Raw genomic sequence first — 20,558 nt, 5'->3', positions numbered from 1 at the left:
AGCAGTACTTAATCCATATCTATAGACACGTTAGAAAGAGAACCAAGTTGATTACCTTCATCCGAGTCCAATTTAATCATCAAACGTAAATCATTCGGTGAATCAGCATGATGGATAGCATGTTCCAATGTGACTTTGCCTGCTTTGTATAAGTCATATAAAGCCATATCAAAACTTTGCATGCCTATTTCTTTGCCTTTTTTCATTGCCTCTTTCAAGCCACCAATTTCGTTTCTTTGAATAAGATCTGTGACTAGTGGTGAATTAAGCAATATTTCAATGGCTGCAACTCGCCCTGTACCATCTGGTGTGGGCACTAACTGCTGCGCTACTATCGCGCGCATATTCAAACTTAAATCAAAGCGAAGTTTTTCATGTTGATCCGGTGGCGCTAAATGCATGATACGTTCAATCGCTTGATTAGCATTGTTAGCATGCAAAGTCGCCACACATAAATGCCCAGTATCTGCAAAAGACATGGCGTATTCCATGGTTTCCATTGAACGAATTTCCCCAATCAAAATCACATCTGGGGCTTGGCGCAAAGAACTTTTTAAGGCGTCGTCAAAAGATTTAGTATCTATGCCCACTTCCCTCTGTGTGACCACACAATTGCCATGTTCATGGACAAACTCTATAGGATCCTCAATGGTTAGAATATGCCCTTTTGAATGTTGGTTTCTGTGTCCCATCAATGCGGCTAAGGAGGTTGATTTACCTGTACCTGTGGCACCTACAAATAACAACAAGCCGCGCTTAGACATAATCACGTCTTTTAATATTTCTGGTAAGCCAAGATCTGCCACTTGAGGAATTTGCGTCACAATACGCCTCACTACCATACCAGCCATATCTCGCTGCCAAAACGCACTACAACGAAATCGCCCTATGCCCTCGCGGGCGATAGCAAAGTTACACTCTTTGCTTTGTTCAAACTCATCCTTTTGTTTATCGCTCATAGCATCATGCACTAGGGCTAAGGCGTCTTCTTCGGTAAGGCAACTGCCACCAATTGGCGTCATCTGACCATTCACTTTGGCACTAACAGGAAAACCCACTGTGACAAATAAATCTGATGCGCCAAGGCCTTCCATCTCTTCCAAGTAAGGAGTGAGTTCCATATTAAATTCCTAAAAACTAGAGGTCGGTTTTTTATCAATAGATTTAGCCGCCGCATCTTGAGCTGTAATTAGGCCCTGTGCGACTAGTCTCTGCAGACACTGGTCCATAGTCTGCATCCCATGGGATTGACCGGTTTGAATCACTGAATACATTTGTGGCACTTTATCTTCACGGATGAGATTTCGAATCGCCGGGATACCCAGCATAATTTCATGTGCTGCCACCCTGCCGCCGCCGACTTTTTTCAACAAGGTTTGCGAAATAACCGCACGCAAGGATTCAGACAACATGGAACGTATCATGGATTTTTCGGCTGCTGGGAAAACATCAATTAATCTATCAATGGTTTTAGGTGCGGAGTTGGTGTGCAAGGTTCCGAATACCAAATGCCCTGTTTCAGCGGCTGAGATAGCTAAGCGGATAGTTTCTAAGTCTCGTAATTCGCCCACCAAAATAATATCGGGATCTTCACGCAATGCTGAACGCAGCGCATTATTGAAACTATGGGTATCCCTATGTACTTCACGCTGATTAAGCACACACAGTTTGTTTTCATGGACAAATTCGATGGGGTCTTCGATGGTTAAGATATGCTCACGTTTAGTTGAGTTAATATGATCAATCATAGCCGCTAAAGTGGTACTTTTACCCGAACCTGTGGCGCCCGTCACTAGAACGATGCCAGTAGGTTGATTGATAATGTCTTTGAATATTTGTGGCGCACCTAAGTCATCTAGACTTAAGATATCACTTGGAATGGTCCTTAACACTGCAGCCGCACCGCGGTTTTGCACAAAAGCATTCACCCTAAAACGCGACAGGTCTTTCACTTCAAATGAAAAATCGGTTTCGAGATTTTCTTCATATTCCTTACGTTGTTTATCATTCATGATTTCAAAAATTAACGCATGCACTTCTTTATGTTCAAGAGCAGGTATATTTAATTTTCGCATTTCACCGTCAACACGTATGATTGGCGGCAATCCAGCAGAAAGGTGTAAATCAGAAGCTTTATTTTTAACACTAAAGGCTAAAAGTTCGGTAATATCCAAGCAATATTCTCCGTATATCAAGTTGCAATATGGAAACCATAGCAGAACGGCTCAAAAGCGTACAAAATACTGTCGAGCAATCTACCTTAGATGCCCATCGTCCATCAAATTCGGTAAAATTGCTAGCAGTGAGTAAAACCAAACCCGTATCTAATATTGTGCAAGCGTATGAAGCTGGACAATATTGTTTCGGTGAAAACTATGTCCAAGAAGGCGTAGAAAAAATACAAGCCTTACAGGCACTTGATGATATTGAGTGGCATTTCATAGGCCCATTGCAATCGAATAAAACCCGTTTGGTGGCCGAACATTTTGATTGGGTACAAACAATCGACAGGCTCAAAATAGCGCAACGATTAAATGATCAAAGAAGTGCATACAAAAAATTAAATGTCTGTATCCAAGTGAATATTGACAACGACCATAATAAAGCGGGGATAAGTGCAGAACAACTCAATGACTTTGCAAAGGCCATTTCAGAGCTGCCTAATCTCACTCTGCGGGGACTTATGACTATCCCTAAGGCGAATCAAACTGAGAATAAACAAAGCGCAAGCTTTGCACAAATGACTGCACTGTTTGAAAATTTGCAAACTCTTTATCCATCAGTAGACACACTGTCTATGGGCATGTCGGGAGATATGCAAAACGCCATTAACAACGGTAGCACTATGGTAAGAGTAGGCACCGCGATTTTTGGCGAACGCAACCAGTAATTAACATAAGGAAAATCATGCAACACAGAAAAATAGCCTTTATTGGTGCAGGTAATATGACAAGAAGTATTATCAGTGGTTTAGTCAATAACGACTATCCTGCGCACTTGATAACAGCCAGTAACCCTTCAATTGGTAAGCTATCTGCACTGCAAGCAGATTTTGGCATCAACATTACTCAAGAAAATACGGAAGCTGTGAATGCAGCGGATGTGATTGTCCTTGCGGTCAAACCGCAACTGATGGAACAAGTGTGTGGAAAATTAACACAAGGTCAAAACCTAAGCGGCAAACTTTTTGTGTCTATTGCTGCAGGTATCACAACGAGTAGGTTACAGCAGATGCTTGGCGGAGACTTTGCCATTGTGCGCACAATGCCTAATACGCCAAGCGCCTTAGGTAAGGGTATGACAGGTTTATTTGCCGATACAAATGTAGGCGATAGTGATAAAAAATATGCCGCAGACTTAATGAATCAGATCGGTGCTATAGCCTGGGTTGAAAAAGAATCGATGATAGACGGTGTTATTGCCGCGGCTGGCAGCAGTCCTGCGTATTTCTTCTTATTTTTGGAAGCAATGCAAAAAGAATCTGAGCGTCAAGGGTTTGATCACCAAACAGCCAGGTTAATGGTACAACAAGCCATGTTAGGTGCAGCTGAAATGGTTTGTCACAATCCTCACCTTGAATTAAGTGAGTTGCGCACCCAAGTTACCTCTAAAGGTGGCACCACTGCCAAGGCTATAGAGTCGTTTCAGCAGCAAGGTATAGAACAAGTAGTCGCCAACGCCATGCAAGCCGCGGTTAAACGAGCCGAAGAAATGGCGCAACAATTTTAGACGACTTTTTGTAAAAACCGAGGAAAACCCAGAATATGAGTTCAGTACAGTTTTTAATTGATTTTGTTTTTAACATTTATTTAATGGTGGTGTTATTGCGCCTATGGTTGCAATTTGCCAGAGCTGATTTCTACAATCCCTTTAGCCAATTTGTGGTCAAAGCCACACAACCTATTGTGGCGCCTTTACGCAGAGTCATACCTGCAATTGGCCGCTTAGATACCGCAACCTTAGTGTTAGCGTTATTAGTGGCTGGATTAAAAATTGTCACTTTGAATTTAGTATTAGGGGGCACTGGTCTTAACATACTGTCGTTGGTCATAGTGTCCTTTGTCATAGTGATCAAAGAATCGCTGACATTAGTGATGTATGTACTGATTCTTCGCGCCATTATGAGCTGGGTAAGCCAAGGTAGAAATCCAATGGAAATGGTTTTGGGCCAGCTTACTGAACCTATGCTTGCACCTATTCGTAGAAGAATGCCTGATATGGGTGGATTAGACTTGTCGGTTATGGTTGTTATCGTACTGCTACTGTTTATTCAAAAGCTACTCGCTGATTTATTTGGAATATTTTAAGGTGAAGATTATCAAGCACTCTCAACTACTTATCTCGCTGGCTCTAGGGCTGTTATTTTGTTTTTCAGCAAACGCAGAACAAAAGCAAGAATTGGGCAGTTGGGACGTGCATTATATGGCTTTAAATAGCACCTTTTTAACACCCCAGGTTGCAAAAGAATACGGCATAGTACGTAGTAAGTTTAATGGATTAATTAACATTTCAGTACTCGACAGGCAAGACAAAACGGCACAATCCGTAGTCTTAACGGGCGAGGCTAAAAACTTGCTTGGGGTGGTTAAAGAGTTAAAATTTAAACAAGTAATAGAAGGTAAAGCCATTTATTATTTAGCTGTATTACCTTTTAGTGACCAAGAACAATACCGTATTTCTGTTGCCATTAATAACGGACTTGAGGTGAAAACGTTAAAATTTCAGCATAAATTTTATGCTGATTAACACCTAGCCTAGCGCGTTTAATTGCACCTCACTTACCCCTCAAAAATTATGATTTATTACAAGCACTATAGACTTTTGGCTAATTGCGGATAAATAGTTGATAGATTAAAGTCCTCGGGTTATTAAATTTTTAGCAACTTTTGAGATATGGCTTCAATTAATTTATCTGTAAAACCACCGACAAAAGTCACCCGCCGCCAAGCTTTAAAATCCATTAGCCAAGCAATAGTAGGTGCCACTGCAATAACCCAAGCACCTTATGTGTTTGCAAGGCAACGTACCCAACTGAGAGTGCTGGGTACTCACGTGACCTTACAAGAACAACTTCGCCAAAAAGCCATGGAAGACTTGGGTATCGATTTGATATTTGAGCCCAAAGGTAGCGCTGCTGTCATACAAAAAGCCTTAGTCAATCCAAATTCTTTCGATCTCTACGAACAGTGGTCTAATAGTATCAGGCCTTTATGGGCAAGTGGCTCGATACAAGCCATCGACAAAAATAGGCTGCAATATTGGGATGAGATTAACCCTTTATGCAAAACTGGCAAAGTCAGTCCTAATGCAAGTTATGGTGCCGGAGATGCCCCCTATAAAATTTTACATGTGCAGCCAGATGGCAAATTAGGCAAAACACATACAGACCAAATTAGCTTTTTACCTTATGTACATAATGTTGATTCTTTTGGTTATAACACTAATGCAATCACCAAAGGCGAAGCCTATAAAACTGAAAGTTGGGGCTGGTTACTCGAACCAAGGTTTACAGGAAAAGTAGGTATTGTGAATGCCCCTACCATTGGCCTTTTTGATTTAGCCCTGGCCACCCAAGCACAAGGATTAGTTAAATTTGAAGACATTGGAAACTTAACCAAAATAGATTTAGATCGGTTATTTAACGTTCTTATCGATTTTAAAAGGCAGAATCATTTCGGCGGTTTCTGGAATTCGGTACCAGAATCTGTAGATTATATGCGAACCGATCGCGTAGCAATTCAAAGCATGTTCTCTCCCGCAGTATCGGCTTTAAACGGGAGAAATATTCCAGTTAGATTTGCCGCTCCCAAAGAAGGTTATCGAGGTTGGCATGGGGTGATGTGCCTTTCTGCTGCCTCCCGAGGTAGGTCAAAAGACGCCGCCTATGATTATATGAATTGGTGGTTATCTGGCTGGCCCGGTGCTTTTGTTGCCAAGCAAGGATACTATATTTCTAATCCTCAACGCTCTACCTCATTTTTAAGTTCGGCAGAATGGGACTATTGGTATCAAGGAAAACAAGCCACACAAGCACTACGAGGCACAGACAACAAAATTTCGGTACTTCAGGGCGACATTCGCAGTGGCGGAAGTTATACCAAACGTTTTAGTAATGTAGCGGTATGGAATACAGCCATGCCAACCTACGATTACAGCGTGCAGAAGTGGTATGAGTTTATTAGTTCTTAATCAAATCAGGGGATAATGTGTTTAGAACAATTAAAGCTCAAATACTGCTGATTTCAGCAACTTTAGTGTTGTTGTTGTTATCTCAAGTTTATTTATCAAGAAACAGCCAATCTACCTTTGTCGACGTACTCGATTTAACACAACAAGCAGTGGTTAAGGTGAGTCTTGTTCGTGAGCTTGAAAGAGATGTTATCGATTTGCAGCGCAACGTACTCATCTATAAAGAATCTGCAAGTGAATCCGCAATTAGCCGATTTAATTTATTAATCGATCAAAACCAAAATAATCTAAAACGTTTAGAAGACCTTATTTCGCAAGAAGAAAATAATGCACTGTATTTCGATTACATAACACGAATGCGCACCCATTTAGATGATTATAAAGAAAATTTTAGTAGTGTAATTGAGGGCAGAAGCAAACAACAAACCCTATATAGTTCAGGGTTATCTAATGAACTTGAAACCTTATTTAATAACATCAGAGTGAATCAAAACCAGTCCCTTGCAGTGCAAGACAGTCTCGAAAATGCCAAGTACCATCTAGCTCGCGCTGAAAACTTTCTGTTGCAGTATTTACAAACGCCTGAACAACAACTCGTTGACCCCTTTCAGCAGCAAATTATGATGGCCAAAGTTCAGATTAATAAACAGCTAAGCACAAATAAAAATTATCAAACTGTGATTGATAGGCTGAATCAATTTGAAAGTGACTTTTTGCAACTCACTCAAATCACCCGAGGTTATTTGTTTTTGGTCAATGTTGTCATGGCAGGTTCGGCAAACGAATTTCTTTTCTTAGCCAGAGAGCTGAATAAAATGGTTACCGAGCAACTCATAGAAACCAATATGGGTGTTAAACTGACTCTCGACAAAACCAGTATCAGTAGTAACTTATTTTCAGCGGTAGGGATTATTTTGGCTACTGCCACAGCCCTATTTTTAATCTATAAGATAATGTTACCTATCAACACTATTACCAATGTTTTTCAACGATTAGCCAAGGGAAAAGATGTTACAAGTATTCCTAGCCTTCACCGTAAGGATGAAATAGGTCTGTTAGCCAAAGCAGCAGATGTTTTCCACAGAAAGAACAAACAAACCGCCACTTTGCTAAAACAATCACAATCCCTGAATGCGCAACAAGAAGCACTGAATACTCAATTGATCGCCTCCAATCAAAAGGTCGAACAAGCGACTGCGTCTAAAAGTATGTTTTTAGCTAATATGAGCCATGAAATTCGCACGCCAATGAACGGCATTATTGGTATGTTAGAAATAGTATTGCGTTCAGATTTAACCCCATCCCAAAGGGAGCAGCTGACTAAAGCCGCTCACTCCGGTCAAATACTGATGAGTCTAATTAATGACATTCTAGACTTTTCGAAAATTGAAGCGGGCAAGCTGGACATAGAAAGTACTGAATTTTCGGTGGAGTCATTATTCGCTAATATTTTAGCGAATATCGCAAATCGTGCCCAAGAAAAGAACCTAAACGTAAGGTTTAGCGCCAATCCAAATATGCCTGCGCATTTAATAGGCGATCCATTAAGGATCAGTCAAGTGCTAATAAATCTATGTAGTAACGCCATCAAGTTTACTCGAAATGGACATGTTTCCATTGATGTTGATTTCAAATTTCATAATGATACCCAGCTCCTTAGTTTATTTATTGACGTCACTGACAGCGGTATAGGTATGAGCGCCGCACAAGTCAGTAAAATATTTGATTCATTTACTCAAGCTGATGGCTCAACTAGTAGAAATTTTGGTGGTAGTGGACTAGGGCTTTCCATTGTTACCCAACTCGTTGAGCTGATGGGTGGTAGTGTGTCAGTTAAGTCTGAGGAGAACAAAGGCAGCACATTTAAAGTCGAGCTTTTATTAACTCAGTCCAAAAACCCTGACCAGATGATTTCAGCGCTGCCGCAGCCGAAAGGCAAGTTGTATTATTATAGCGCTAGCCGCAAAGGATTTCTAAACACTGAATACATCGAAAAAACCGGATTAAATTATCATCATATGCCCATGAGCCAGTTATCTGCAACGCTAAAAGAGATTGGCAGCGATGACACGGTTTTACTCGATATAGAAGATCAAGGGGTATTCAGAAGCGACTATGAATCCATTGACAAATTAGTCAGCAACGCTGTAAAAGTGGGTTTTATTACAAATTCTCAACCGAGTAATTTACCGAATCAATTGTTAGCTACCTGGCCAGCTAAGTGTTTATCGCACCCTTTTACGCCACAACAAGCCTTCAGCTTTTTACAGCACTTGATGTATACCGAATTACAAGTCAAATCTAGGGACGACATTTTTACTAACGAGCAGCCAACCTGTCACTCTCAATATGAAGGACACGTATTATTAGTCGAAGACAATAGTATCAATCAAGCTGTTGCCAGCGAAATGCTAAAATTACTGGGTTTGACCTATGATATTGCCGAAAATGGATATCAGGCAGTGACTAAGATAGTCAATTCACCACAATACGATTTAGTTTTGATGGACATTCAAATGCCGGTCATGGACGGCTACGAAGCAACGCGTACACTAAGAGAAAAAGGACATGACAAACTGATTATATGTGGTTTATCAGCCAATGCGATGAAGCAAGATTATGCCAAAGCGAAAGAGGCGGGAATGGACGATTACATAGTCAAGCCAATAAAACATAAGTTATTGGAAAATTTAGTGGCAAAATACCTTAAGACTAAATCCGTTTAACCACTACGCACCTAGTGTAAACCAACATTAACTCAACCACATAAAACTCACGCAATTCTATTATTTTCAATCACTTAAACAATATGACAAGCCTAGTGTCATATGCCAAAATATACGACTGTCGCACACTTGTCGTCGTAATAACTCAACTCAGATGATTGACTGGTTGCTCTTAAAAAAAACGAGCGTAATACGATGCATCACACTATAGCCGCAGTTCAAAAACCAACGGTAAACAACATGAGTAAAGTCACAATAAAAGAGGGGTTTTGGTTTTTCTTTGAAGATGAAGGAATTGAAATTACAGCGAATGCTTCAACATTCAGTGGCAAAGAAACCGTCTACGTAAATGATAATCCCGTTTCAGAGAAACGCAGTTATGGCACCTTGAGCCTACATAACTTTCAATATAATGGTAAACATTACCGCGTAAAATTTGATGTACTCAACATTTGGACTCAAAAAGTAGAATGCACCTTATCAATTGATGGAACAGTACAATTTACAGAAACCAAAGCTTATATTAACGGAGGTGTTTGGGGGTTTCTCAGGCAGTTGGGCGTTTGGATTGGAATAGGTGTGACATTGGGTTTAGTTGTTGGCTTCTTAGTTAGCTATTTTTTTGCCTGAATGAGATAAATCTTTCACATGGAAATTGATAGTAAGGTAATAAAGAAGCTGCGGATCCAGCGCAACTGGACGCAACAACATTTAGCTGATGCCTGTGATATTAGTTTGAGAACCGTACAACGAATAGAAAAACTCGGAAATGCTTCAAATGAGAGTGTAATGAGTTTGTGTGCTGTATTTGAGATTGCGAAAACAGATATTTGTGTGGTGCCAAAAAAATCAAACGCTAGACTTCAAAGCGCATCGTTTCGCGAGCATTATCTGATTATGTTTAGTGGGTTAATGATTGGGTTACTACTAGGCGCATCTATTATGTATTGGTGGGTCACTGGTTAAAGTGGCGAAGTAAAACCGTCCTTTAAACAGTTTTACTTCGCACTTTTCATTATCCTTGCATTTCTTCTAATTCTTTACCTTTGGTTTCATAAACAAACTTTGCCACAAAGAGGATTGAAAGCACTGCACATAAGGTATAAAAACCGTAAGCGCCAGCCAATCCAATACTAGCCAACATAATTGGGAAGGTCATAGTAATAGCAAAATTTGAAGTCCACTGGGCTAGCCCAGCCACAGCGAGTCCAGAACCACGAATTTGATTAGGGAACATCTCACCCAGCATGACCCACATTACCGGCCCCCAAGATAAATTAAAGAAAAACACATAAGCATTAGCGGCAACTAATGCTAAGGTCCCTAGCTCACCTAGATCTAAGTTGCCATTTGCATCTACAACAGCATTTCCAAAGGCATAAACCAACAAACCTAAGGTAACGGCCATACCAATTGAGCCAAGCATTAAGAAAGGTTTACGTCCGACTTTATCAATCAGATACATAGTAATCACAACTGCCGCAATACTCACCGCGCCACTGATAATATTAATAAGTAATGCATCGCCCTCTGAAAAACCTACGGCTTGCCATAAAACGGCACCGTAGTAAAACACCACATTAATACCCACTAGCTGCTGAAAGGTGGCTAAACCAATACCTACCCAAACTATTGTGCGCACCTTACCCGTGGTTTTTTCTTTTAAGTCAGCTAACCTAGGTTGATGGTTGTCGGCAGACAACGACTGCTGAATTTCAAGTAACTTTTGTTGGCCAGCAGCCTCACCATACAATTTCTCAAGCACAACTTCTGCTTCATCATTTCTAGCATCTAAGACTAAAAATCTGGGACTTTCTGGGATGAATATCAAAGTAACCAAAAACAATATTGCGGGTAACAACTCTATCCAAAACATCCATCGCCACGCTTCAAACTCCATCCAAAATGTAGCGGTGGACGCTCCTGCAAAATTAACGATCCAATAGTTGCTAACAAAAGCCGAAAACAATCCAATTACGATGGCAACTTGTTGAATTGATGCCAATCGCCCTCGCAACCTAGCAGGCGCAATTTCGCTTATATAAGCTGGGGCCATAACAGATGCGGCGCCCACTGCTAGGCCACCTAAAAAGCGGTATATAATAAACTCGGCAGAAGACTCGGAAACACCAGATCCCCAGGCGCTGATAATAAAGAAAACTGCTGTGGTCAATAATAACGATTTTCGCCCATATTTATCGGCTAATCTCCCAGCGGTAAACGCGCCAACGGCACAACCTAACAACATGCTAGACACATTAAAACCTGTGCCAATATCTTGTGAATTAAATGCAATTCTTAATCCATCAACCGTGCCATTAATCACACCACTATCAAAACCAAACAAAAATCCACCTATGGTGGCAACACAACTTATTAAAACAATAAACAGCATATTCTCGTTATTTTGCGCCAAAATCATTTCCCCAAGTGCTATTCGACATTTTTTCGGTGGCTATGGTGAACTAATAAGATATTAATGTAAACGTTTGCACATGCTTATGTTAAATTTTTGTGTTTATTGAAGGGGCAGACAATTAGACTTAATGAAGCACTTATCGATAAACGTCCTTTTGGCGTTTAACATTCATATAACACAATCGATATAAATCATGACACTTGAATATTGGTGATAGCTATCAATCACTTGTATTCTCGATAGTTCTTATTTTCACTTACTTTTGGCTCGAGAAAATCATGCATCCTAACCTGAAACCTAGCAACCCTAACTTTTCATCTGGCCCTTGCGCTAAACGCCCTGGTTACGATGTCAGCAAACTTGATTTATCTGTGTTGGGGCGATCTCACCGAGCGGCTATAGGTAAACAAGCACTTAAAAGCGCGTGTTTAGATACCGCCAAAATTTTGGGATTGCCTGAAGGATATCGCGTGGCCGTTGTGCCCGCCTCTGATACCGGTGCAATGGAAATGGCAATGTGGTCAATGTTAGGCGAACGCCCCGTTGATGTGGTGTATTGGGAATCCTTTGGTCAAGGTTGGGCCACCGACATAACCAAACAATTACAACTAGAAAACACTCGAGTATTCAGTGCCGACTATGGTCAATTACCTGAGTTATCAGAGGTAAACTGTGACAATGATGTGGTATTTACGTGGAACGGCACAACTTCTGGAGTCAAAGTACCTAACGCAGACTGGATTGACAAGAACCGCAAAGGGTTAACCTTTTGTGACGCCACGTCTGCGGTATTTGCGCAAAAAATGGATTGGGAAAAACTGGATGTAATCACCTACAGCTGGCAAAAAGTGCTAGGTGGAGAAGGTGGCCATGGCATGTTAATTCTAAGCCCTCGTGCAGTTGAGCGCCTTGAAAGTTATACGCCTCCTCGCCCATTACCTAAAATTTTCCGTATGACTAAAGGCGGTAAATTAATTGAAGACTTATTCACAGGTGCCACTATCAACACCCCTTCGATGTTATGTGTGGTGGATTATTTAGACGCGTTAAATTGGGTTGAATCACTAGGCGGCGTATCGGCCACTATCGCCCGCGCAGATAAAAACGTGGCCACCATTGAAACATTTGTCGAACAACATCCTTGGATTAAGTTTTTAGCACAAGACAATAATGTTCGCTCCAATACTAGCGTTTGTTTAACCCTTGATATGCCCCCTGAACAAGTTAAATCTGTGATCAAATTACTCGAAGAACATCAAGTAGCCTATGACATTGGGGCATATCGGGATGCACCTGCTGGATTAAGGATCTGGTGTGGCGCTACCATCGAAAACCATGATTTAGAGGCGCTATTGCCTTGGATTGAGTGGGCTTACCACAGTGTAAAAAAGCAAATTCTTTAAGTGATGCTTGTTGCCAATTTACGCCCTAAACTCGTTAAGGAACAAGATGTTTAAAATTAAGACCTTTAATCAAATATCCATCAAAGGACTAGACCGTTTTAGTCGTGAAAAATACGAAGTAAGCTCAGATATAGGGCATCCAGATGCCGTACTTTTGCGCAGTCATAAACTACACAATGAAGAGTTAGCTGATTCAGTGTTAGCGGTAGCAAGGGCCGGAGCTGGCGTAAACAATGTGCCGGTTGAAGACTACAGCAAAAAAGGCATAGTGGTATTTAATACGCCCGGCGCTAATGCTAATGCCGTAAAAGAATTGGTATTAGCGGGCTTACTTCTAGGCTCTCGCGGTATTAAGTCAGGTATAGATCATGTCACCACTTTACACGATATGCATGACGCCAGTGAATTACATAAAACCCTAGAAGCGCAGAAAAAACAATTTGCTGGCAATGAACTCAAAGGTAAAACCTTAGGTATTATTGGACTAGGCGCTATTGGCTCTTTGGTGGCTGATATGGCACTCGCACTGGGAATGAATGTGGTGGGTTTCGACCCTGCATTGTCAATTGAAGCCGCATGGCGTTTGTCCAGCGACGTACAAAAAGCTGAAAACATGCACGCCCTACTGGCGCGATGTGATTATGTGAGTTTACATGTACCTGCCATAAAGCCAACTCTTCACATGATCAACGACGAGGCACTTGCTCAAGCTAAACCAGGCATGCTTTTAGTCAACTTTGCTCGCGAGTCTATTGTTGACCCAGAAGCCATAGTCAAAGCCCTTGATAGCGGAAAATTACGAGGTTATGTATGTGACTTCCCCGAGCCGGTTTTTTACGGACGTGGTGATGTAATAGCCATGCCACATATTGGCGCATCCACAGCTGAAGCTGAAGAAAACTGTGCCATCATGGCTGCCGACCAAATTATGGATTTCCTTGAAAATGGCAATATCAAAAATTCAGTTAATTTTCCCGAAGTCAGCATGGCAAGATGTGAAGGTCAGCGTATAATTTTTACAAATGAGAACGTCCCAAAAGTACTTGGCAGCGTGTTATCAGTGCTTGCAGATCACAATGTGAATGTACTCGACATGATGAACAAAAGTCGTGGTGATTTAGCCTACAACATACTCGATGTCGAACTAATGGAAAACGGTCACGTGATTGAAGCCATTCGAAATATTGAACATGTCACTACAGTCAGGTTGATTGAATAATAGACCATACTGGTTAGCGTACTGTTGTGCGCTAACCGTTAAATTCTATTTTTTACCTACAGGTAGCTCCATTGCTGTATCAATCCAATCAAATGCACTAAACCAATCACTAAACAAATCACCGAGCTCCAAACCCAAAACTCTGGACTTCGCCCCATAGGGTGAGTCACAAAATAGAACCCAACGATCCCCCGTATAAAATATATAGTAGTAACGGCAATCAACACTAAGCGAATAAAAGGCAAGCGCACTACCATTCCTACGGCCGAAAATGCATAAAGCGACCAAGTAGATAACACAACAACAATAAACAAAGTAATGATCGTAGGCTTCAGCATTCCTTGTTCAGCCATTTTCGCCATTTGTTCACCAGCCCCAAAAAAGCGATACCAAGGTGCACCAAACACAATACAACCAAGATGCACTAAAGCTGCTAAGGCGCTCAAACAACCCGCGGCAACTAGATAATAATTCACGATATTTTCCATTTTAACTTTGTAATGCATTTGATCAGGTTACTATTAAAAGATCCAGCAATACTCCATAATCAGACAATACAATTTTAAAGGTAGCGCGTTTTGAAGCACTATATTATTAGAGTGACCCAGTCCATCAAGCGCCAAAACACTGTAATAAAACGCAAAGCGCTAATCCCTCTCAAACTTGGTTTGTTAGCGGTTAAACATGGTCTGGCCCAAGAAAGCCGTGAAACAAAGGTCATGCTAGTCACCTACAAACGCTTTACCAAAGGCCAAGCAAGCAAGTTAGAAATGCAAGAAGCTAATAGACAATTTGTTGATGTCATTCGAGGATTAGGTTTAGGTGTTCTCGCTATTTTGCCTTTCGCACCTATCACCTTACCTTTTGTAGTCAAATTAGGGGAAAAAATAGGTATCAATGTGTTACCCAGTGCGTTTATGAAAGACTTACAGGAAGAAGGCGCTGTTGAGATCCAGCAGGAAATTGAGGTGTTAGTTGAATCGGATGACGATGCCCCTTCTACTAGTAATAAAGCATAGACTTTCTTAAGCAGTGAAGTCTTAGCAAATTGCGCTGAATTCAGAAGGAGTAAAATGTATTAGTCGGTTGTTTGCCAATCACCATCTTTTCGGTAGTTAAAAGCATAAAGAATTTGAACCATAGAGAGCACGGAGGAAAAGTATGTGAACAAGAGAGTTGTTATTGAGCGAAGGAGTTAGCACTGACAGCGCTCGAGTGTGCCAATATCGACATTGTGTACCTTTAATAATAACTTCGGCTCCATGCCCAAAGCGGACGTTTCATTGGCTCTGCCCCCGCAGGTTTCTGGGTGAGGTATAAATTACATAGGGTAATATGGAGTCGAACCTAAGGATCAGTTATGTGCCATTATCAGGGCAGCTCGCAAAAAAATCTGGCTAAAACTAAAAATTCAATCCTATCCGATATGGCAAAAATAGCTGCCAACTGACCTGACTGACATTAATTCAACTAAACGACTCATGTATGATCTTAATTAACTATGTATATCTGGAGTCAGATACTTCAACCCTAGAAATTACTCGGGATGATTTTTATGACTGATATTCATAAGATACAGAGATGCGGCTAGCGCAAGAACAGACAATGCCAAGTAAATTGCATCTAGCGCCGTTGAAAATTTAATGTCTACAACAGCTCTAAAGAATTCAATAATTACCGCAAGAATGACTACTCGTACAATTTTATCTTTCAACTCATCAAAAGACTGAATGTTAAATGGATGTTTCATATCACTGGCTTCAGATTCATCAATCGGAGAGATAAATAGCCTGTATATACCTGCACCAAAGATAAGCAAAACAATGGCAACGAGATAAATATCTACAGCTAATATAATGTCAGTAACAATAAAATCATGAATATCTTGCGTTTCGCGGCCAAGGTAATAATTAATGCTTGTTAAGGTGACCTTTATAATATCCATAGTACCTACTATGAATAATATTAACGAACCAAGTAAACTTGAAATAACAGGGATAAGAACCAACAATCGAGAGTTCCATAAAAAGCGTTCGAAAACTGATTCTATTTTTTTCATTGCGTTAGGTTCCAATTAAAAACAAAAATCTCTAAATTACAGCTCTAAACTGTGTTGAAAATACCGTCATGCTAACTCATTTAAAATTCAATTCACAACCAGCCTTTTGTTAGCCATCGAATACAATAAAACTAAAACCTACATACACACCATAGGCGGTCAAAAGTACTCCCCCCTCCAATCGACTTAGACTGCGCCCAGAATACAAAAACAAAAATAATAAAAGCGACGATCCAAGCATGACCCATTGATCGAATTGCAAAATTCTCACATGGACTGGAAGCGGTTGAAGTAACGCTGAAACACCTAAAATTCCAAACAAATTAAATATATTGCTACCAAGTATGTTGCCAACAGCCACATCAGCGTGCCGACGTAGCGCAGCAATCACAGATATGGAAAGCTCTGGGAGCGAAGTGCCAACTGCGACTAATGTCAAGCCTATGACTGCCTCAGACACCCCTAAACTTTTAGCTATTCCAACAGCCCCAATAAGCAGTATCTGTGACCCTGAAATTAACAACAGTAGTCCAATTATCACAGCAGTTACAGTCCAACCTACTGACTTAGGTAATTCGTGTACTTCTTCAGCCTCGGCTTTGTTTAGTTGGGCAGAGGCTACGTTGTTGCGTTCACTCCAAAAAGCCCATACCAAGTATGCAATTAAGGCAATCAGTAAGAACACCCCATCCCCACGCCCCAGTGCACTTCCACCAACTAAAACCAAAAATAAAAAGCTAGCGGCAACTACAGTGAACGCATCTCTGCGTAATGCCAAAGGTTTGATTGTCATCGGCGCAATGAGGGCACATATCCCAAGTATTAGTAAAACGTTACCGATATTGCTGCCCACTACGTTTCCAATTGCAATATCAGGCTGTTGATTTAAAGCAGCATTTACAGAAACCACCAGTTCTGGCGCTGAAGTACCAAAACCTACGATAACCAGACCACTTAATAATGGCGATACCCCAAGACGCCGCGAGGCAGCTAATGAACCACGAATAAGTGCTTCACCACCTATGGTAAGTAATCCGACACCGAGTAATAAAAACAAAAAATTAATCATGATTCGTCGATTCCTGGTTTAAATTTGAATAAGCTTACTGAGAAAACTCACGCTACACTCAATGCCTAAGATCACTCCAGATTAACGGAGAGTAACATGCTGCTAAAGGTTTGGTTTAAGTCCTTTTAGCTGCAGCCAAATACTTTTTAAACACTTTTTCATTCCTGTCACAACATCGCTCAATAAGATATTTTCTAGCGGCTTAAATGACATAAACTTCTCATGCATTTTTAAGTAGCCAATGACTCATGTTACATGTGAGTTCAACCGGTCAATGCAAGGCTATACTTTTATTGAGTGTAGGCGTTACCATGAATCAGATAAGAAAAATTTACTATAAAACACAACAAACTGGCTCACCTCGCTTTGTTGTATAGACTCAAGATTGCGCTTATCCTTGCTGCACTCACAGGACTCGGATCGAGCAAATGCACGAAAACGTCAATAAACCTGGCCGTTGGCCACTCATTCGCCAAGGCATTGTTTTTCAATTTAAATTAGGCTTGGACGCGCTGCGGGATATTTTGATGAGCCCAGTGTCAATCGTTCTGATAATCGTTGATGTAGTAATGGCAAATAATCAACAGCAAAGTTACTTTAATCGCCTAATGCGACTTGGGAAAAAGAGTGATCATTGGATAAATTTATTTGCGGTTGACTCACCAAAGGGTAAGTCTGATGACATAAAAGAATCAGCAGACAGTAATGTGGACTATTGGATAACCAAGATTGAAACTGTGGTCAAAGAACAACAAGTAGATGGCAAACTGACCCAATCAGGTAAAGCAAAGCTTCAGCAATACTTTGGAAAAATCATGCAAAACAACAATAAACAAGAAAGTAAGGACTAACTTACAAAATCATTCATAATACTCAATCAGTTTGTCTTAAAATGCTCATCCAGAAATACAAAATGGTAATTAATAGAGTTCTGCCAGTACTCTAAAGTATGGCCTCCAGGCATTTCAAGGTAACTATGGGGGATTTGCATAGACAGCAAGCTCTGATGAAATTCTTTGTTGCCATTATAGAAAAAGTCATCCACACCAATATCAAAAAATAATGCTAGAGACTTTCCTTTAAGTAAACCTGCCATGTTGACCACTGAATAGTTCTCCCAATTTGCAGGGTATTCAGTTTGTTTACCGATCCGTTTTGCAATATCCCAATTATTTGGAAATGGCCTTAAATCAAAAGCGCCACTGGTACTTATTGCTGCGCTATAGACATTGCTGTTGCGAATGGCTAAATAAAACGCACCAAAGCCTCCCATACTCAATCCCATAATTGCCCTCGAAGCCTTATCGGTTTGGGTATTAAAAGTGTTATCCACATAATTAACTAATTCGCGACTGATGTAAGTTTCATATTGAAAACTTGGATCAAGAGGGCTGTCGATATACCAACTGGTTTTTGCGCCGTCAGGACAAACAACAATGATGCCATACTGATCTGCGAGCTCTTGGATTTTTGGGACTATTGTTGGCCAAAATGAATGATCGTCAGTCGCGCCATGTAACGCATATAAAACAGGTAGCGCCGCACCTTCAGCGTTATAACTTTTGGGTAAAATAATAGTATTAGGCACATCTTTTTTCATCGCCTGACTGTAGACATTGAATGTCTCTACACTGGCCGAATAAGCATACGCGGGTAACATGACTAAGGTAATAACTAACAGTAACCTAAACACTATGTTCTCCTTTAACGAATAGTTAGCACAGCTATCAATCATCGACCAACAGATAAATGGCAGCTGTTTCAACCAGTTTTTCGGCAATGATAGGTTAAGGCAAGAAAAATAAACTGTTTGATTGCATCAGTCTGTAGCGGTTTACTACTATCAAAAATCACCCCGCGATTTTTATCGTATTGGAAATCTGGAAACACCATCCGAAACTCTTCGATTAAAGACGTTTGGCAATGCACAAATAAACCAAATTCCGCAGGATTAGATTTAAGCTGCGATAGTCTTAATGTAGTGCCTGATTTAGGTGAACCAGTCACATAACTAGGCTCACCCCATTTTAGGCACTCTTCTATTTGACCTATTTCACTTGAGCTTTGGGCAATTTCAAAAATCCATTGCCTAATGGTTAATAAAGCCTGTTTGGTTTTAGGTTGGCAGTTATCAAATACTTGGCGTATCTCTGAATTTTGAAAGTCCATCACCTATGCTCTGCATTTTTTAATTTAATGACTCAACAATATTACGAGCAGAGATTGGATCCAAGTTATTTACTAGTAATCTATGGCCTATATAGGATCCACTTAATGCTGGTTAGTGGTGTTTTCATCTCGGCAAACTTCATCTGCAAACTCTAGTTCTATCGTAGTGTGGGAAAATTCAAACGCTTCCAGTTCTTTTTGCAGTGTAATCTTTAAGTTTTTCATTTGCATCACTGTCACTTCTTGACTTAACACAAGGTGCACTGTCATCACACTTTGCTCACCGTCCAATGACCAAATATGAAAGTGGTGGAGATCCTGTACCTCTGCCTTAGAAGTGAGAACATTAAGCACTTCATTCATCTGTTTATCATCCGGTGTCGCTTGTAAGAATAACAGTATGGTCTCTTTCAAGTTTCGACCAACATTAAACAAAATAAACAGAGTGAAACCAATTGATAATATGGGATCTAATATCGGCCAAGGCTTAAACATCAAAACAATTGAAACAATCAGCACTGCCACCCAACCTAAAACATCCTCGAGTAAATGCCAGTTGAGAACACGCTCGTTGAGTGAATGACCTTCGCTTAACTTATAGGCGGCAAATCCATTCACAGCGATACCAAATATAGACAGCAATAACATGCCCTCAACTTGCGGCATTTCAGGCTCGGCTAACCTAGGGATTGCTTCTATTAAGATCCAGATTGAGCCTAGTATCAGCACCATGCCGTTGATTAAGGCACCTAATAACGAAAAACGTTTGTAGCCATAGGAAAAAGTAGTATTGGCTTGTTTGTCACTGAGCTTGTTCAACACCCAAGCGCTGCCAATAGACAAACTATCGCCCAAATCATGCACGGCATCGGCCATGATGGCAGTACTGTTAGTCAACCAGCCACCGATAAATTCGATGATAGTAAATACAACATTAAGAAAAAACGCCCAACCAATTCTTCTAGAGGCATCGCTACCCTCTGCGGCACCATGATGGTGATTATGACTGTGCATATTTAATTTTTTCCAAAGGAATTGGTTTGAGATTTAGACGTAATGCTCAATTTAGGCTTCCTTAAGCCAACTAGTGATCTTTGTTGTATCTGGAATAGAACCGCTATGTACTAATTGTTCGTTAACGACAACGGCAGGGGTGCTCATAACGCCATATTTCATGATGACTTGAGGACTTGTCTCTTTGGAAACAGACACATTTACATCAAGTTCAGCTGCAATTTTTTCGATCACTTCAGCGGTTTTTTTGCATTTTGTGCAACCACTACCTAGTACTAATATATTTTTCAT

Annotated in this window: 22 protein-coding genes; 12 read left to right on the top strand and 10 right to left on the bottom strand. The window is 40.7% G+C overall.

The genetic code is table 11. The annotated features are described in order from the left end of the window. Positions 1-8: 8 nt before the first annotated feature. Positions 9-1,121, bottom strand: a complete 1,113-nt coding sequence (locus tag AAC000_RS06650; protein WP_339721192.1) for a PilT/PilU family type 4a pilus ATPase — start codon at positions 1,119-1,121, stop codon at positions 9-11. 9 nt (positions 1,122-1,130) lie between these two features. Next, positions 1,131-2,174: a type IV pilus twitching motility protein PilT gene (locus AAC000_RS06645; RefSeq protein ID WP_339721190.1), complete on the bottom strand. Its 1,044-nt coding sequence runs from the start codon at positions 2,172-2,174 to the stop codon at positions 1,131-1,133. 29 nt (positions 2,175-2,203) lie between these two features. Between AAC000_RS06645 and AAC000_RS06640 the strand changes: the two genes are divergently transcribed. From AAC000_RS06640 to AAC000_RS06605, 8 genes are all read left to right on the top strand, one after another. After that, positions 2,204-2,890 carry a YggS family pyridoxal phosphate-dependent enzyme gene (locus AAC000_RS06640; protein ID WP_339721189.1) on the top strand — a complete coding sequence of 229 codons (687 nt, stop codon included), beginning with the start codon at positions 2,204-2,206 and terminating at the stop codon, positions 2,888-2,890. A gap of 17 nt (positions 2,891-2,907) precedes the next feature. Further along, positions 2,908-3,729, top strand: coding sequence for a pyrroline-5-carboxylate reductase (proC, locus tag AAC000_RS06635; protein WP_339721187.1), 822 nt, complete (start codon positions 2,908-2,910; stop codon positions 3,727-3,729). Between the two features lie 35 nt (positions 3,730-3,764). After that, positions 3,765-4,307 (top strand): YggT family protein, encoded by a 543-nt coding sequence (locus tag AAC000_RS06630; RefSeq protein ID WP_339721186.1) that lies wholly within the window; start codon positions 3,765-3,767, stop codon positions 4,305-4,307. Positions 4,308-4,314: 7 nt separating this feature from the next. Beyond that, positions 4,315-4,746 carry a DUF4426 domain-containing protein gene (locus AAC000_RS06625; protein ID WP_339721417.1) on the top strand — a complete coding sequence of 144 codons (432 nt, stop codon included), beginning with the start codon at positions 4,315-4,317 and terminating at the stop codon, positions 4,744-4,746. A 147-nt stretch (positions 4,747-4,893) separates the two neighbouring features. Further along, positions 4,894-6,189 (top strand): extracellular solute-binding protein, encoded by a 1,296-nt coding sequence (locus AAC000_RS06620; protein WP_339721184.1) that lies wholly within the window; start codon positions 4,894-4,896, stop codon positions 6,187-6,189. 17 nt (positions 6,190-6,206) lie between these two features. Then, positions 6,207-8,915 carry an ATP-binding protein gene (locus tag AAC000_RS06615; protein ID WP_339721182.1) on the top strand — a complete coding sequence of 903 codons (2,709 nt, stop codon included), beginning with the start codon at positions 6,207-6,209 and terminating at the stop codon, positions 8,913-8,915. 240 nt (positions 8,916-9,155) lie between these two features. Next, positions 9,156-9,545, top strand: a complete 390-nt coding sequence (locus AAC000_RS06610; RefSeq protein WP_339721180.1) for a hypothetical protein — start codon at positions 9,156-9,158, stop codon at positions 9,543-9,545. Positions 9,546-9,563: 18 nt separating this feature from the next. Further along, a complete protein-coding gene (locus tag AAC000_RS06605) occupies positions 9,564-9,881 on the top strand; it encodes a helix-turn-helix transcriptional regulator (RefSeq protein WP_339721178.1) in 318 nt (105 codons plus the stop codon). A gap of 49 nt (positions 9,882-9,930) precedes the next feature. On the opposite strand, the gene AAC000_RS06600 is transcribed toward AAC000_RS06605, so the two are convergent. Beyond that, positions 9,931-11,337 carry a sugar porter family MFS transporter gene (locus AAC000_RS06600; RefSeq protein WP_339721176.1) on the bottom strand — a complete coding sequence of 469 codons (1,407 nt, stop codon included), beginning with the start codon at positions 11,335-11,337 and terminating at the stop codon, positions 9,931-9,933. A 275-nt stretch (positions 11,338-11,612) separates the two neighbouring features. Between AAC000_RS06600 and AAC000_RS06595 the strand changes: the two genes are divergently transcribed. Together AAC000_RS06595 and AAC000_RS06590 are read left to right on the top strand one after the other, a co-directional pair. After that, entirely contained in the window at positions 11,613-12,737 is a 1,125-nt protein-coding gene (locus tag AAC000_RS06595; RefSeq protein ID WP_339721174.1) for a phosphoserine transaminase, read from the top strand. A gap of 46 nt (positions 12,738-12,783) precedes the next feature. Continuing rightward, positions 12,784-13,956 (top strand): phosphoglycerate dehydrogenase, encoded by a 1,173-nt coding sequence (locus tag AAC000_RS06590; protein WP_339721172.1) that lies wholly within the window; start codon positions 12,784-12,786, stop codon positions 13,954-13,956. Between the two features lie 56 nt (positions 13,957-14,012). Here the strand turns inward: AAC000_RS06590 and AAC000_RS06585 are convergent, their stop codons facing one another. Continuing rightward, positions 14,013-14,432, bottom strand: a complete 420-nt coding sequence (locus AAC000_RS06585; protein ID WP_339721170.1) for a hypothetical protein — start codon at positions 14,430-14,432, stop codon at positions 14,013-14,015. A gap of 102 nt (positions 14,433-14,534) precedes the next feature. On the opposite strand from AAC000_RS06585, the gene AAC000_RS06580 reads away from it, so the two are divergent. Beyond that, a complete protein-coding gene (locus AAC000_RS06580) occupies positions 14,535-14,975 on the top strand; it encodes a hypothetical protein (protein ID WP_339721169.1) in 441 nt (146 codons plus the stop codon). A 518-nt stretch (positions 14,976-15,493) separates the two neighbouring features. Here AAC000_RS06580 and AAC000_RS06575 read toward each other — a convergent pair. Beyond that, the gene (locus AAC000_RS06575) at positions 15,494-16,015 is read right to left on the bottom strand and encodes a YqhA family protein (protein WP_339721167.1); all 522 of its coding nucleotides are present in this window, start codon (positions 16,013-16,015) and stop codon (positions 15,494-15,496) included. Positions 16,016-16,124: 109 nt separating this feature from the next. Then, positions 16,125-17,084 carry a calcium/sodium antiporter gene (locus AAC000_RS06570; RefSeq protein WP_339721166.1) on the bottom strand — a complete coding sequence of 320 codons (960 nt, stop codon included), beginning with the start codon at positions 17,082-17,084 and terminating at the stop codon, positions 16,125-16,127. Between the two features lie 428 nt (positions 17,085-17,512). Between AAC000_RS06570 and AAC000_RS06565 the strand changes: the two genes are divergently transcribed. After that, positions 17,513-17,935: a hypothetical protein gene (locus AAC000_RS06565; protein WP_339721165.1), complete on the top strand. Its 423-nt coding sequence runs from the start codon at positions 17,513-17,515 to the stop codon at positions 17,933-17,935. Between the two features lie 26 nt (positions 17,936-17,961). Here AAC000_RS06565 and AAC000_RS06560 read toward each other — a convergent pair whose 3' ends face one another. The 4 genes from AAC000_RS06560 to AAC000_RS06545 all read right to left on the bottom strand — a co-directional run bounded on the left by AAC000_RS06560 (position 17,962) and on the right by AAC000_RS06545 (position 20,558). Further along, the gene (locus AAC000_RS06560; protein WP_339721163.1) at positions 17,962-18,777 is read right to left on the bottom strand and encodes an alpha/beta hydrolase family protein; all 816 of its coding nucleotides are present in this window, start codon (positions 18,775-18,777) and stop codon (positions 17,962-17,964) included. 68 nt (positions 18,778-18,845) lie between these two features. Continuing rightward, positions 18,846-19,253 (bottom strand): DUF1801 domain-containing protein, encoded by a 408-nt coding sequence (locus AAC000_RS06555; RefSeq protein ID WP_339721161.1) that lies wholly within the window; start codon positions 19,251-19,253, stop codon positions 18,846-18,848. Between the two features lie 102 nt (positions 19,254-19,355). Beyond that, a complete protein-coding gene (locus AAC000_RS06550) occupies positions 19,356-20,267 on the bottom strand; it encodes a cation diffusion facilitator family transporter (protein ID WP_339721160.1) in 912 nt (303 codons plus the stop codon). 51 nt (positions 20,268-20,318) lie between these two features. Beyond that, positions 20,319-20,558, bottom strand: a complete 240-nt coding sequence (locus tag AAC000_RS06545) for a thioredoxin family protein (RefSeq protein ID WP_339721159.1) — start codon at positions 20,556-20,558, stop codon at positions 20,319-20,321.

The sequence above is a fragment of the uncultured Paraglaciecola sp. genome (assembly GCF_963977085.1).
In the GTDB taxonomy this organism is placed as follows: domain Bacteria; phylum Pseudomonadota; class Gammaproteobacteria; order Enterobacterales; family Alteromonadaceae; genus Paraglaciecola.
Note: the sequence above shows the minus strand (reverse complement) of the source record. Positions and strands in the feature narration are given on the sequence as shown.